Origin of the sequence: Mycobacterium terramassiliense (genome assembly GCF_900157385.1) — a bacterium.
GTDB lineage: Bacteria > Actinomycetota > Actinomycetes > Mycobacteriales > Mycobacteriaceae > Mycobacterium > Mycobacterium terramassiliense.
Window position 1 is genome coordinate 2,432,406 of sequence record NZ_LT717701.1, and the last position, 13,785, is coordinate 2,446,190.

General features: G+C 69.4%; 13 protein-coding genes and 1 pseudogene. 10 read left to right on the top strand and 4 right to left on the bottom strand.

Going from position 1 to position 13,785, the window contains the following annotated elements:
• Positions 1-135 precede the first annotated feature (135 nt).
• The 3 genes from MTAB308_RS26140 to holA are packed head-to-tail and all read left to right on the top strand — an operon-like array spanning position 136 to position 3,596.
• A complete protein-coding gene (locus MTAB308_RS26140; protein WP_077103491.1) occupies positions 136-1,023 on the top strand; it encodes a ComEA family DNA-binding protein in 888 nt (295 codons plus the stop codon).
• 50 nt (positions 1,024-1,073) lie between these two features.
• A complete protein-coding gene (locus tag MTAB308_RS26145; RefSeq protein ID WP_077104817.1) occupies positions 1,074-2,603 on the top strand; it encodes a ComEC/Rec2 family competence protein in 1,530 nt (509 codons plus the stop codon).
• Positions 2,604-2,636: 33 nt separating this feature from the next.
• On the top strand, positions 2,637-3,596 hold the full coding sequence (gene holA, locus MTAB308_RS26150; RefSeq protein WP_108637474.1) for a DNA polymerase III subunit delta: 960 nt from the start codon (positions 2,637-2,639) through the stop codon (positions 3,594-3,596).
• 16 nt (positions 3,597-3,612) lie between these two features.
• Here holA and rpsT read toward each other — a convergent pair whose 3' ends face one another.
• The gene (gene rpsT / locus MTAB308_RS26155) at positions 3,613-3,873 is read right to left on the bottom strand and encodes a 30S ribosomal protein S20 (protein WP_077103495.1); all 261 of its coding nucleotides are present in this window, start codon (positions 3,871-3,873) and stop codon (positions 3,613-3,615) included.
• A 137-nt stretch (positions 3,874-4,010) separates the two neighbouring features.
• On the opposite strand from rpsT, the gene MTAB308_RS26160 reads away from it, so the two are divergent.
• The 3 genes from MTAB308_RS26160 to MTAB308_RS26170 are packed head-to-tail and all read left to right on the top strand — an operon-like array spanning position 4,011 to position 7,527.
• A complete protein-coding gene (locus MTAB308_RS26160; RefSeq protein WP_077103497.1) occupies positions 4,011-5,711 on the top strand; it encodes a circularly permuted type 2 ATP-grasp protein in 1,701 nt (566 codons plus the stop codon).
• A complete protein-coding gene (locus MTAB308_RS26165; RefSeq protein ID WP_077103499.1) occupies positions 5,711-6,688 on the top strand; it encodes an alpha-E domain-containing protein in 978 nt (325 codons plus the stop codon). The genes MTAB308_RS26160 and MTAB308_RS26165 overlap by 1 nt, the downstream gene beginning before the upstream one ends.
• Positions 6,688-7,527: a transglutaminase family protein gene (locus MTAB308_RS26170; RefSeq protein ID WP_077103501.1), complete on the top strand. Its 840-nt coding sequence runs from the start codon at positions 6,688-6,690 to the stop codon at positions 7,525-7,527. The genes MTAB308_RS26165 and MTAB308_RS26170 overlap by 1 nt, the downstream gene beginning before the upstream one ends.
• Here MTAB308_RS26170 and MTAB308_RS26175 read toward each other — a convergent pair.
• Positions 7,511-8,008 (bottom strand): MarR family winged helix-turn-helix transcriptional regulator, encoded by a 498-nt coding sequence (locus MTAB308_RS26175; protein WP_245831498.1) that lies wholly within the window; start codon positions 8,006-8,008, stop codon positions 7,511-7,513. The genes MTAB308_RS26170 and MTAB308_RS26175 overlap by 17 nt on opposite strands.
• Before the next feature lie 86 nt (positions 8,009-8,094).
• On the opposite strand from MTAB308_RS26175, the gene MTAB308_RS26180 reads away from it, so the two are divergent.
• Positions 8,095-8,820 carry a hypothetical protein gene (locus tag MTAB308_RS26180; RefSeq protein WP_173842231.1) on the top strand — a complete coding sequence of 242 codons (726 nt, stop codon included), beginning with the start codon at positions 8,095-8,097 and terminating at the stop codon, positions 8,818-8,820.
• On the opposite strand, the gene MTAB308_RS26185 is transcribed toward MTAB308_RS26180, so the two are convergent.
• Positions 8,804-9,646, bottom strand: a complete 843-nt coding sequence (locus MTAB308_RS26185; RefSeq protein WP_077103502.1) for a ribonuclease Z — start codon at positions 9,644-9,646, stop codon at positions 8,804-8,806. The two genes, MTAB308_RS26180 and MTAB308_RS26185, sit on opposite strands and share 17 nt — an antisense overlap.
• A 171-nt stretch (positions 9,647-9,817) precedes the next feature.
• Here MTAB308_RS26185 and MTAB308_RS26190 point away from each other — a divergent pair, with 171 nt between their 5' ends.
• Positions 9,818-10,246, top strand: coding sequence for a CBS domain-containing protein (locus MTAB308_RS26190; protein ID WP_066914112.1), 429 nt, complete (start codon positions 9,818-9,820; stop codon positions 10,244-10,246).
• An 81-nt stretch (positions 10,247-10,327) separates the two neighbouring features.
• Here MTAB308_RS26190 and MTAB308_RS26195 read toward each other — a convergent pair whose 3' ends face one another.
• Entirely contained in the window at positions 10,328-10,906 is a 579-nt protein-coding gene (locus MTAB308_RS26195) for a type II toxin-antitoxin system PemK/MazF family toxin (protein ID WP_077103504.1), read from the bottom strand.
• Here MTAB308_RS26195 and lepA point away from each other — a divergent pair.
• Both lepA and MTAB308_RS26205 read left to right on the top strand, forming a co-directional pair.
• Positions 10,888-12,882 (top strand): annotated as a pseudogene (gene lepA, locus MTAB308_RS26200) (translation elongation factor 4). The gene MTAB308_RS26195 and the pseudogene lepA overlap by 19 nt on opposite strands.
• A gap of 2 nt (positions 12,883-12,884) precedes the next feature.
• A complete protein-coding gene (locus tag MTAB308_RS26205; protein ID WP_077103508.1) occupies positions 12,885-13,664 on the top strand; it encodes a sensor domain-containing protein in 780 nt (259 codons plus the stop codon).
• Positions 13,665-13,785 lie beyond the last annotated feature (121 nt).

Consider the following 13,785-nt stretch of genomic DNA (forward strand, 5'->3'; position numbering starts at 1 on the left):
GTGAACGTCGCGACTCATTCCATCTTGACCCATCGGATTCGCAGCCTGTGCACAGCCTCGGATTAGTCCACATGCTGGCTCCGCGGCGCCGTCGCACGCGGCCGGCGTGGCGGTCGGCGCGCCTACGGTCGGCGCATGCGAACAGAATTGCCCGCCGAGCGGCTGCAGCGCCGGCTCGGCCCGGACCCGGACGCCGATCCCCACCCCGATGCCGCGGACGGATCGGGCTCGGACCCCGACCCCGAAGACTCGGGCGAATCGGAAGACCAGAACTCACTGCTGCCGCGGTGGCTGCCGGACACCGCCGAGAGCCGCGGCTGGGTGGCCAAGGTGCGCGCCGACCCCGGCCGCGCGGGTGCGATCGCGCTGGCGATCGTGGCCGCGCTCGCCGTGCTGATCACGGTTTTCACCCTGATGCGTGACCGGCCCGCACCGGTGATGTCGGCCAAGCTGCCGCCGGTGGAGAAGGGGGCAACGGCAAGCCCCCGATCCTCGGCGACGCCTGGCGCCGGCCAGGCCGCCGGTGCCGATCGACCGGTGGTGGTGAGCGTGGTCGGCCTGGTGCACACCCCCGGGCTGGTCACCCTGGCACCCGGTGCGCGCATCGCCGACGCGCTGCAGGCCGCCGGCGGCGCGGTGAACGGCGCCGACACCGTCGGGCTGAACATGGCCCGCCTGGTCGGCGACGGTGAGCAGATCGTGGTCGGGCTCGCTCCCGCGCCGGGGCAGCCGGCCGCGCTTGGCAGCTCGGTGACCTCCGGTACGTCGCCGGTGCCCGGGGCGCGGGGGCCCGCGGGGCCCGCTTCGGGAACGGTGAAGCCGAAGGCGGGCGAGGCGCTCGACCTCAACACGGCGACCGTCGAGCAGCTCGACGGGCTGCCCGGCGTGGGACCGGTCACCGCCGCGGCGATCGTGGCGTGGCGCCAGGCGAACGGCAAGTTCAGCAGCGTCGACCAGCTCGCCGACGTCGATGGCATCGGTCCGGCGCGGCTGGAGAAACTGCGCCCGCTCGTCCGTGTCTGACGTCGGTGCGCCAGCCGGGCGGCGGTGGATCGGCCGATGCGGACGTCGACGTGCGGCTGGTGGTGCCCGCGCTCACCGGCTGGGTGGTGACCGCCGCCGGGATCTGGTGGTCGATCGGGCGGGGCTTGGCGGCATGCTGCGTCGTGCTGGTCGCCGCGGGTGCGCTGGCCCGCTGCGTGGCCCGCGGGTCTGGCCGACGGCGGCTCCCGGCAGTCGGGGCGGGCGTGGTGGCGGTCGGTGTGGTGGGTGCCGGGTTTGGGTTGGCGATCGGGCTGCGTGCCGACGCGGTAGGTCGCCACCCGATCACCGCGGTGTTCGGCACGTCCGCCCCGGTGACGGTCAGCCCCACCGAGACGGCGCTGCCGCTCGGCAGTGGACGGGTGATGTTTCGCGCCAACCTGCGGCGGCTGCACGACGAGGAGGTGTCCGGCCGGGTGGTCGTCTTCGCCCGGGCCTCGGACTTCGGCGACCTGATCGTGGGTCAACCGGTGCGGTTCACCGCGCGCATCAACCGCCCGGCCCGCCGCGACCTGACGGTGGCGGTGCTCAACGCGTCGGGCCGGCCGACGCTGGGGGCCGCCGGCACGGTGCAGCGGTCCGCTCACCACGTGCGCCGCCGGTTCGCCGCCGCCAGCCGCGACGCCCTGGCCGCCGACCAGGCCGCGATGCTGCCCGCGCTGGTCCTCGGCGACACCGCGGGGGTCACCGGCGAGACGAGCCGCGACTTTCGGGCGGCGGGCATGACGCACTTGACCGCCGTGTCGGGGGCCAACGTCACGATCGTGTGCGCCGCGGTGCTGTTTTCGGCCCGGTTGATCGGCCCGCGCGCCGCGGTCGCGCTGGCCGCCGTCGCCCTGGTGGCGTTCGTCATCGTCGTGCAGCCGACGGCAAGCGTCCTGCGGGCGGCGGTGATGGGCGCGATCGCGTTGACCGCGATGCTGTCTTCCCGTCGGCGCCAAGCGATCCCGGCGCTATCGGCCACGGTGCTGATTTTGTTGGCGGTCGCTCCGCAGCTGGCCGTCGACGTGGGCTTTGCGCTGTCGGTGCTGGCCACGGCCGCATTGGTCGTCATCGCGCCCGCCTGGTCGCGGCGCCTGGTCGGCCGGGGCTGGCCCAAGCCGTTGGCGGACGCGCTCGCCGTCGCGTGCGCCGCGCACGTGGTGACCGCTCCGCTGGTCGCCGGGATCTCGGGCCGGGTCAGCCTGGTGGCCGCGGCGGCCAACCTCGCGGTGGCGCCCGTGATCGCGCCGATCACCGTGCTGGGCAGCGCGGCGGCCGCCGGCTGCCTGTTGTGGCCCGCCGGTGCGCAGCTGTTGATCCGGTTCAGCGGGCCCGAACTGTGGTGGGTGTTGCACGTGGCGCGGTGGTCGGCCAGCGTGCCCGCCGCGACGGTGCCGGTTCCGGCCGGTGCGCCCGGCGTGGTGATGGTCGCCGCGGGCACGACGTTGGTGCTCGTGGTGGCGATGCTGCTGTGGCCGCGGCGCTGGTTTCGCCGGGCGCTCGGGCTCGCCGGGTCGGCGGTGGTCGTGTGCTGGCTGGCCTGGTGGGTCGCCGCCGTCAGGCCCGTCGGTCCCGCGTGACACCATCGTGGGGTGAGCGAGGTTGCGCACCACCTGCACCTGGTGTTGGGGGACGAGGAGCTGCTGGTCGAGCGGGCGGTGGCCGACGTGTTGCGCTCGGCGCGCAAGCGCGCCGGCGCCTCCGAGAACCCCGACGTTCCGGTGAGCCGGATGCGGGCCGGCGACGTGAGTACCTACGAACTCGCCGAACTGCTGAGCCCGTCGCTGTTCGCCGACGAGCGCATCGTCGTGCTGGAGGCGGCGGGGGAAGCGGGCAAGGACGCGGCCGCGATGATCGCCGCGGCCGCCGCCGACGTCCCGGCGGGCACGGTGCTGGTGGTGGTGCACTCCGGCGGCGGGCGGGCCAAGGCCCTGGCCGGCCAGCTGCAGTCGCTGGGCGCCGAGGTCCATCCGTGCGCGCGAATCACCAAGCTCAGCGAGCGCGTCGACTTCATCCGCAAGGAGTTCCGTGAGCTGCGGGTCAAGGTCGACGAGGAGACCGTGACCGCCCTGCTGGACGCCGTCGGCTCCGATGTGCGCGAGCTGGCCGCCGCGTGTTCACAGCTGGTCGCCGACACCGGCGGTGACGTCGATGCCGCCGCGGTGCGGCGCTATCACAGCGGCAAGGCGGAGGTGAAAGGCTTCGACATCGCCGACAAGGCGGTGACCGGCGACGTCGCGGGGGCCACCGAGGCGCTGCGGTGGGCGATGCTGCGCGGCGAACCGCTGGTGGTGCTGGCCGACGCGCTGGCCGAGGCCGTGCACAGCATCGGCCGGGTGGGTCCGCTCTCCGGCGACCCGTATCGCCTGGCGGCGCAACTGGGAATGCCGCCATGGCGGGTGCAGAAGGCTCAGAAACAGGCCCGCCGCTGGTCGCGCGACACGGTGGCCACCGCGATGAAGGTGGTGGCGGAGCTCAATGCCAACGTCAAGGGGGCCGTCGCCGACGCGGACTACGCGCTGGAATCCGCGGTCAGGCAGGTTGCGGAATTGGTCGCCGACCGGGGCCGCTGAAGGACCCGGTGGCGACTCAGAGCTTGTTGAGGGCTTGCGCCAGCGCCGACTTCTTGTTGGCGGCCTGGTTCTTGTGGATGACGCCCTTGCTGGCCGCCTTGTCCAGCTTGCGGTTGGTCGACACCAGCAGCTCGGCGGCCTTCTCCTTGTCGCCGGAGTGGGCGGCCTCGCGGAACGCGCGCACGGCGGTGCGCAGCGAGGACTTGACCGCCTTGTTACGCAGGCGGGCGCGCTCGTTTGTCTTGATGCGCTTTTGCTGCGACTTGATGTTGGCCACGCGTCAGTTCCTTCTTCAAAGATCGGTGTTTTGCTCCGGGCGCCCCACACCCATCGCGACTGCCCAGGTTAGCAGTCGGTTACGTTTTCTCCCAAAAGGGGAAACCGTGGCCTGCCAGAACGCCAATTTAAGGCAGCATCTCTAAAGTGAGTCTTCCGAGCCAGCTTGAGGAAACCAGGCGGGGACTGCGCGGCGCGGCGGGGCGCCCGGACGCGCGCGCCGAGCGCATCTTCGGCGGCTACAACGAGTCGGACGGCTACTCGATGGCCTTCGACGAGATGTTCGACGCCCAGGGCACCGTGCGGGGCCCGTACAAGGGCATCTACGCCGAGCTCGCGCCCTCCGACGCCTCCGAGCTCAAGGCCCGCGCCGAGGCGCTGGGCCGCGCGTTCATCGACCAGGGCATCACTTTTTCGCTGTCTGGCCAGGAGCGGCCGTTCCCGCTGGACTTGGTGCCCCGGGTGATCTCGGCCGCCGAGTGGAGCCGGCTCGAACGCGGCATCACCCAGCGGGTCAAGGCCCTCGAGATGTATCTCGACGACATCTACGGCGATCAGGAAATCCTGAACGACGACATCATCCCGCGCCGCCTGATCACGTCCTGCGAGCATTTCCACCGGCAGGCCTTCGGCATCGTCCCGCCCAACGGCGTCCGCATCCACGTCGCCGGCATCGACCTGATCCGCGACGAAAAGGGCAACTTCCGCGTCCTCGAGGACAACCTGCGCTCACCCTCGGGCGTGTCGTACGTCATGGAGAACCGGCGCACCATGGCGCGGGTCTTCCCCAACCTGTTCGCCACCCACCGGGTGCGCGCCGTGGACGACTACTCGTCGCACCTGCTGCGCGCGCTGCGCAACTCCGCGGCCACCAACGAGGCCGATCCCACCGTCGTCGTGCTGACTCCGGGCGTGGCGAACTCGGCCTACTTCGAGCATTCGCTGCTGGCCCGCCAGATGGGGGTCGAGCTCGTCGAGGGCCGCGACCTGTTCTGCCGCGACAACCAGGTGTACATGCGCACCACCGAGGGCGAGCGCCAGGTCGACGTCATCTATCGGCGCATCGACGACGCCTTCCTCGACCCGCTGCAGTTCCGCGCCGACTCGGTGCTGGGCGTGGCCGGGCTGGTCAACGCCGCCCGCGCCGGCAACGTCGTCATCTCCAGCGCGATCGGCAACGGCGTGGGCGACGACAAGCTCGTCTACACCTATGTGCCGACCATGATCGAGTACTACCTCGGCGAGAAACCGCTGCTGGCCAACGTCGAGACCTACCGGTGCTGGCTGGACGACGAACGCGAAGAGGTGCTGGACCGGATCGACGAGCTGGTGCTCAAGCCGGTCGAGGGCTCCGGTGGTTACGGCATCGTGTTCGGCCCCGAGGCCTCCGACAAGGAGCTGGCCACCATGGCCAAGAAGATTCGCGACGATCCGCGCAGCTGGATCGCGCAGCCCATGATGGAACTGTCGACCGTGCCGACGCAGGTGGGAAGCACGCTGGCGCCCCGCTACGTCGACCTGCGGCCGTTCGCGGTCAACGACGGCAACGATGTGTGGGTGCTGCCCGGCGGATTGACCCGGGTGGCGCTGGTCGAGGGCTCGCGGGTGGTGAACTCCAGCCAGGGCGGCGGCTCGAAGGACACCTGGGTGCTGGCGCCGCGCGCCGCGTCCGGCGCCCGCGAGCTGGGCGCCGCCGAGGTCGTCCGGTCGCTGCCGAAGACCATCCCGGACCCGGTGCTCGACGGTGCGCCGCGGTTGTCGCAGCAGCAGCAGCAACCGCAGCCGACGGAAGTTCCCGACGAGCAACCGCAGCAGCAGCAACAACAGAGGATGCGCTGATGCTGGCCCGCAACGCCGAGGCGCTCTACTGGATCGGTCGCTACGTCGAGCGCGCCGACGACACCGCACGGATCTTGGATGTGGCGCTGCACCAACTGCTCGAGGACTCCAGCGTCGACCCCGATCAGGCGTCCCGGCTGCTGTTGCGGGTGCTGGGCATCGACCCACCGGACCATGACCTCGATGTCTGGTCGCTGACGGACCTGGTGGCCTTCAGCACCAACATTTCCGGCGGCTGTTCGATCGTCGACGCCATCACGGCGGCGCGGGAGAACGCGAAGTCCGCCCGCGAGGTGACGTCCATCGAGATCTGGGAGTGCCTCAACACCACCTACCACGCCCTGGCCGAACGCGAGCGTGCTGCCAAACGCCTTGGGCCACATGAATTCCTGTCGTTCATCGAGGGCCGGGCGGCCATGTTCGCCGGCCTGGCCGATTCGACGCTGTCGCGCGACGACGGATACCGCTTCATGCTGCTGGGCCGCGCCATCGAGCGGGTCGACATGACGGTGCGCCTGCTGCTGTCGCGGGTCGGGGACAGCGCGTCGTCCCCGGCGTGGGTGACGTTGTTGCGATCGGCGGGTGCGCACGACACCTACCTGCGCACCTACCGAGGCGTGCTGGATGCCGGCCGGGTGGTCGAATTCATGTTGTTGGACCGCCTGTTTCCGCGATCGGTGTTCTACTCGCTGCGGCTGGCCGAACACAATCTCGAAGAGCTGCTGCACAATCCGCAGAGCCGAATCGGCTCGACCACCGAGGCGCAACGCCTGCTCGGGAAGGCCCGCAGCGAACTGGAATTCGTGCAACCCGGCGTGTTGCTCGAGTCGTTGGAGAGTCGCCTGGCGGGCTTGCAGCGGACCTGCAGCGATGTCGGAGAGGCGTTGTCGCTGCAGTACTTTCACGTCACGCCGTGGGTGGCATGGTCGGACGCCGGCCAGCGCGGCCGGCTGGTCACCCGGCAGGGCGAGAACTGATGTGGAGGCTGCGGGTGGTGCACACCACCGGCTACGCCTACCAGTCGCCGGTCACCGCCTCCTACAACGAAGCCCGCCTGACCCCGCGCTCGGACACCCGGCAAAACGTGATCCTCAACCGCATCGAAACCATCCCCGCGACGCGCTCCCACCGCTACATCGACTACTGGGGAACCGCCGTCACGGCGTTCGACCTGCACGCGCCGCACACCGACCTCACGGTCACCTCCTCCTCGGTCGTCGAGACCGAACGGGGGGAGCCGGCGGTGGCGGAGGTCAACTGGAACGACCTGCACTCCGCGGCCGTGATCGATCGCTTCGACGAACTGCTGCGCCCCACGGCGCACACCCCGACGAGCAAGCGCGTCGCGTCCGTGGCCAAGAAACTCGCCAAGTCCTACGACCCCGCCGAGGCCGTCGTCGCGGCGGGCAAGTGGGTGCGCGACGAGCTGGACTACCTGCCCGGGACCACAGGCGTGCACACGTCGGGACTGGACGCGCTGAACGAGGGCAAGGGCGTCTGCCAGGATTTCGTGCACCTCTCGCTGATGGTGTTGCGCGGCATGGGAATTCCCGCGCGCTACGTGTCCGGCTACCTGCACCCCAAACGCACCGCCGCCATCGGGGACACCGTGGACGGGCGCAGCCACGCCTGGATCCAGGCCTGGACCGGTGGCTGGTGGAATTTTGACCCCACCAACGACAGCGAGATCACCGAGCAGTACGTCAGCGTGGGCGCCGGGCGCGACTACACCGACGTCTCCCCGCTCAAGGGGATCTACTCCGGGGAGGGGGCGACGGATCTCGACGTGATCGTGGAGGTCACTCGACTGGCCTAGCGGGGCGAAGCGTGCGGTACCCCGGGTGGACATGCGGCGTGAGGCCCTGCTGCTGCGCCAGCGTGGCAAGCAGCTCACGCAGGGTGCTGTATTGCTCCACGTCAAGCGCCGAGGCGAATCGAAGCTCGTGCTGGCGTGCGAGCTCGGAGAGCTTGCGCATCAACCTTTTTCCGGCCGCGGTGAGGTAAAGAGCGTGCAACCGGCGATCGTCAGGGTTGCGGCGCCGTTCGATGTGCCCACGCTGTTCGAGCTCGTCGACGTAGACGACGACACGGCTGGGCAACATGCCCAACTGAGCGCTGAGGGCCTGCTGGCTGCGGCCGGGCTCGGCGCCGATGGCGCGCAGAATTCCTGCCTGCGGTGGGCTCAACTCGATGGTGGCCACCTGCTCGGCGAACAGCGCCGCGGCGTGATGACCGAGCTGGGCCAACAGGAAGGCGACGCCGTCGGGACGGTCGCTGGGGACTGACGGCACCGGCACCGTCACATCATAGCCTTCGCGAATAATTCTTGACGTGAATCATTCATGACTTGTCAGTCGTCGAGCCCGGGCATATCGTTCATGGCATGAACGATTCACAGGCAGATGCAACTCGGCCGGCCGCCGGTCGCCGTCGGCAAGGCGGACCGCCGTTGGCGCTGCTTGCCGGCGTCAGCGTGGGATTGCTCTTCGGCGGCCTCGCAATCGGGGTCGCGCTGGGCGGGGTCATGCCGTTGCCCTACGGGCCGGCGACCGCGGTGGTGACATACGTTCGCGCCCATCCGGTGGCGGTGCAAGTAGTCGCCACCGCGGTTTTCGCGTCGTCGGTGCCGTTGGCGATCTATGCGGCGACGGCCAGCACCCGGTTGCGCCAACTCGGCGTCACCGCCCCGGGAGCCACGATCGCGCTGACGGGCGGCACCCTGGCCGCGGGTGCCCTAGGCTTGACCGGTTTGCTGGCCTGGACGCTGTCACGAGCGGACGTCAGCGGCGACGCCGCGCTGGTTCGCGCGATCTACTTCCTGGTATTTCTGGTCGGCGGCCCGGGCCACATCGTGGCCTTGGGCCTGCTGGTGGCGGGGATGGCAGTGCCCATGCTCATCCTGGGATTGACACCGAGACCGCTGGCCTGGGTCGGCCTGGCGACAGCCGTCCTCGCAGAATTGGCGACGCTTGTTTTGGTGTGGCCCGAACTCGGGGTGATCTTGCCGATCGCGCGGGTATCGGCGTTGGTCTGGCTGGTCGTGGCCGGCGCGCTGCTACCCCTGCGACGCACCGATGTTCGGCCGATGACGGTCACGCGTGCGGGCTGACCTCGACCCGAAGTAGGTCGTCGCCCAGCTCGATGCGCCCGCCGAATTCGGTGGCGGCCAGCGCGCGCCACTGTTCCTCTTGGCCCGGCACCAGCGCCGGCACGTAGTGCGTCATCACCAGGGTGCCCACGCCCGCCCGGGCTGCCGTCGCGGCGGCCTCCTGCACCGACGAGTGGTAATCGCAGATGTCCTGCAGCCGCTGCTGCGGGATGTTGACGACGATGTCCTTGCGGATCACGGTGTGCACCAAGGCGTCGGCGCCGCGGGCCAATTCGTCCAGGCCGGCGCACGGCACGGTGTCCCCGGCCAGCACCACCGAGGCGCCATCGGAGTCGATGCGGAACCCGATGGTCGGCGCCACCGGCCGGTGATCGGTCGGCGTCACCCGGATCGACACCCCGTGGCGGTCCCACACCGGGCCCTCGGTGTATTCGTGCACCTCGACCGCGGGCGGATCGTTGAGATCGGCGTGGTGGGCGATGCGGTAGCCGATGTCATGGCCGAACGCCTCCAGGGTCGCCTTCACCGTCTCCGCCGTGCCGGGCGGTCCGATGATCGGCAGCGGCGCCGGGTCGGGCGCGAACGTGCTGATCCACCGGGTGATGAGCAGGTCGCCGAGGTCGCCGATGTGGTCGCTGTGCAGGTGGGTGAGCAGCAACGCCGACAACCCGGCGGCGCCGACGCCGACCGCGGCCGCCCGCTGCAGCACGCCCCGTCCGCAATCCACCAGGAACACCTGCCCGCCGGCCCGCACCAGGGTCGACGGCCCGGCGCGGTTGGGGTCGGGGATCGGGCTTCCCGTCCCCAGCAAAGTGATCTCGATCATCGTCCTATCCTCGCAAGCCGCGAAGGGGCGCAGGGGCGTTTGGCCGATCTGGGTTTGGGCCGGGGATCCGGGGGTATGGGAGCGTCCGGTTCCGGTTCTCGTGGCGGCTTTCCCGGCGCGCGAGTTAGCCGTAGCCTGGTGTGAAGCGGATCACAACCGGCTGGAGGCCTGATGCGGATAGCGGACGTCTTGCGGAACAAGGGCGCGGCGGTGGTGACGATCAATCCGGAGGCGACGGTCAAGGAGTTGCTCGCCGGCCTCGCCGAGCAAAACATCGGTGCCATGGTGGTGGTCGGCGACGACGGCGTCGTCGGCATCGTCTCGGAGCGCGACGTCGTGCGCCAGCTGCACACGCACGGCGCCAGTGTGCTGTCCCGGCCGATCTCGAAGATCATGACCGCGAACGTCGCCACCTGCACAAAATCCGACACGGTCGACTCGTTGAGCGTGCTGATGACGAAGAACCGGGTGCGCCACGTGCCGGTGCTGGACGGCAAGAAGCTGATCGGCATCGTCAGCATCGGTGACGTGGTGAAGACCCGGATGGAAGAACTCGAGGCCGAGCAGCAGCAGCTGCAGTCCTACATCACCCAGGGCTGACCCGCCGTTGCGCCGAACGTGTACTCAGGGCGAAAATTCCGACGATTTTTCGCCGTGGTTACACGCTCGGCGCGGCGTTAGCTAGCTCCAGGCGTATTCGGCGCGCAGCCGCGCGGCCACCACGTCGAAGATCTCGCGGTCCAGGATGGCGCCCTCGCGGCGAATGCTCTCCTCGGGCACGTCGAGCACCCGGTCGAGCCGGACCCAGCTTTCCCGGCCCTCGTAATCCCAAGCGCCCGCGCCGATCCCGACCCAATCGGGGTCGCTGGCGTGCCGCTCCTGGCTGGACACCACCAGCCCCAGCAGGACGCGGCGGTCGCGGCCCACGACGAGGACGGGCCGGTCCTTGCCGCGGCTGGGATCGTCCTCGTAGACCACCCACGTCCAGACGATCTCCCCGGGATCGGCGCGGCCGTCGAGGTTCGGGGCGTAGACCAGCTTGCGGGCCCGCTGGGCGGTCGGGAAGCTGGCGCTGGTAACCGGCCGGCCCGCGGCGATGGCCACGGGCGGTTGCGGTGCGGCCGCGGCGATGACGTTCGCGGTGATCTTCACGGCCTGCTGCAGTTCCCGCGCGACGACCTGGGCGGTCTGCGCGTAGATCACCGCATTGCGGGCGAACCGCTGGAACGTCTTCCACTGGGATTTGCGGGACGACGCCATATTCGCAGCATAGACGCGGGCGCCCGGGCGCGATTGTGTCCAAGTAGGTCCCGGGCACCCCGCACGGATACCCTGGATACACCGGCGAACCGCCGCTTACCCGGCCTCGCGCGGGCCCAGACCAGGAGATTCCCATCAGCAGTTTCGCCGACAAGACCTTCACCCCGCCGGCGCAGATTCGGAATTTCTGCATCATCGCTCACATCGACCACGGCAAGTCGACGCTGGCGGACCGGATGCTCCAGCTCACCGGCGTCGTCGACGAGCGGTCGATGCGCGCCCAGTACCTGGACCGGATGGACATCGAACGCGAGCGCGGGATCACCATCAAGGCCCAAAACGTGCGCCTGCCGTGGAAGGTCGCTGAGCGGGATTACGTTCTGCACCTGATCGACACGCCGGGTCACGTCGACTTCACCTACGAGGTGTCGCGCGCGCTGGAGGCCTGCGAGGGCGCCATCCTGCTGGTCGATGCGGCCCAGGGCATCGAAGCGCAGACCCTGGCCAACCTCTACCTGGCGCTGGACCGCGACCTGACGATCATCCCGGTGCTCAACAAGATCGACCTGCCGGCCGCCGACCCGGACCGCTACGCCGGCGAGATCGCCCACATCATCGGCTGCGAACCGGGCGACGTGCTGCGCGTGTCCGGCAAGACCGGCGAGGGCGTGCCGGAGCTGCTCGACGAGGTGGTCCGTCAGGTGCCGCCGCCGCAGGGCGACGCCGACGCGCCCACCCGCGCCATGATCTTCGACTCCGTCTACGACATCTATCGCGGCGTGGTGACCTACGTGCGCGTGGTGGACGGCAAGATCACCCCGCGCGAGCGCATCGCGATGATGTCCACCGGCGCCACCCACGAGCTGCTCGAGGTCGGGATCGTCTCGCCCGAACCCAAGCCCAGCGCGGGCCTGGGCGTGGGGGAGGTGGGCTACCTGATCACCGGCGTCAAGGACGTCCGCCAGTCCAAGGTCGGCGACACGGTGACGACCGCCCGCCACGGCGCCACCGAGGCGCTGACGGGCTACCGCGAGCCCAAGCCGATGGTGTACTCGGGGCTCTATCCCGTCGACGGCTCCGACTACCCCGACCTGCGCGATGCCCTGGACAGGCTGCAGCTCAACGACGCCGCCCTGACCTACGAGCCGGAGACGTCCGTGGCGCTGGGCTTCGGGTTCCGCTGCGGCTTTTTGGGGCTGCTGCACATGGAGATCACCCGCGAGCGCCTGGAACGCGAGTTCGACCTGGACCTGATCTCGACCTCCCCGAACGTCGTCTACCGCGTCGTCAAAGAGGACGACTCGCAGATCGTCGTGACCAACCCGTCGGACTGGCCGGACGGCAAAATCCGCACGGTGTACGAGCCCGTGGTGAAGACGACCATCATCGCGCCCAGCGAATTCATCGGCACGATCATGGAACTGTGCCAGTCCCGCCGCGGTGAGCTCGGGGGCATGGATTATCTGTCGCCCGAACGGGTGGAACTGCGCTACACCATGCCGCTCGGCGAGATCATCTTCGACTTCTTCGACTCCCTGAAGTCGCGCACCCGCGGCTATGCCAGCCTCGACTACGAGGAGGCCGGCGAGCAGGAGGCCGAACTGGTCAAGGTCGACATCCTGCTGCAGGGCGAGGCCGTCGACGCGTTCAGCGCGATCGTGCACAAGGATTCGGCCTACGCCTACGGCAACAAAATGGCCACCAAGCTCAAAGAGCTCATCCCGCGCCAGCAGTTCGAGGTGCCGGTGCAGGCGGCGATCGGCTCGAAAATCATTGCGCGCGAGAACATCCGGGCGATCCGCAAGGACGTGCTGTCCAAGTGCTACGGCGGTGACATCACCCGTAAACGCAAACTTCTGGAAAAGCAGAAGGAAGGCAAGAAGCGGATGAAGACCATCGGCCGCGTCGAGGTGCCGCAGGAGGCGTTCGTCGCCGCGCTGTCCACCGACGCGGCCGGGGACAAGGGAAAGAAGTAGCCGTGCGGAGAATCTGGGCGGCGACGGCGTTGCTACTGGTCGCCGCGTTGGCGGCGGGCTGCGGCACGGTGGTGGGCGGCACCGCGAAGCCGGCGCCGAATCTGAAGCCGCGGCCGCTCAGCGGTGCGACCGTCAAGCAGGTGCTCCTCGACGGGGCCACGCTGTCGCGGATGCTCAGCCAGCCCTTGGTCGCCCGCAACCCACCCGAGTTCGGCGGCCCCGAAACGCTGTACCACAAGGACGAGACGGTGTCGCCGGCCGGTTGCCTGGGCGTGACCGCGATGCTGCAGAAGAGTGTCTACCTATCCGGCCCGCAGCCCGCCGACGTCAAAGACGTTGCGTCGGAGTCGTGGTGGAACAACGGCGAACCGGCGCAGGTTCTCACCGTGATCGAGGGCGTGGTGACGTTGCCCTCGGCCGCGCAGGCCGCCGCGCAGTTCGCGCAGTTCTCGCAGCAGTGGCAGCAGTGCGGGGGCACCACGATGACGGAACAAACCGGCCCGATCAGCACGACGAACGCGATCAGTGACGTCCGGGTTGCCGATGCCTCGAATACCATTGTCGCCGCGACCAATACGGCGACGTCGACGCTGCCCAACATGCCACCTCTGCGGCCCACCCCTCAGGCGCGAGCCCTCGGTGTCCAGTCGAACTGCCTGGTCGAGGTCGAGGTGGTCTTCTTCGGCGAGCGACGCGCGTCCGACCCGGGATCGGGCAACGTCGACACCAGCGCCGTCGACATCGCGCACGCGATGATGGACAGGGTCAACGCCCTGGGCTGACGCGGGCGCTGAAAAGAGCCTGAGACCTCGCTGCGGCTGGCCTGTGTTTCCGGCGCGCCGTGGTGCGCCTTCGGGAAACGAGGAATAAAATCAAGGTGAACAAAAGGTTAACGACTACGCC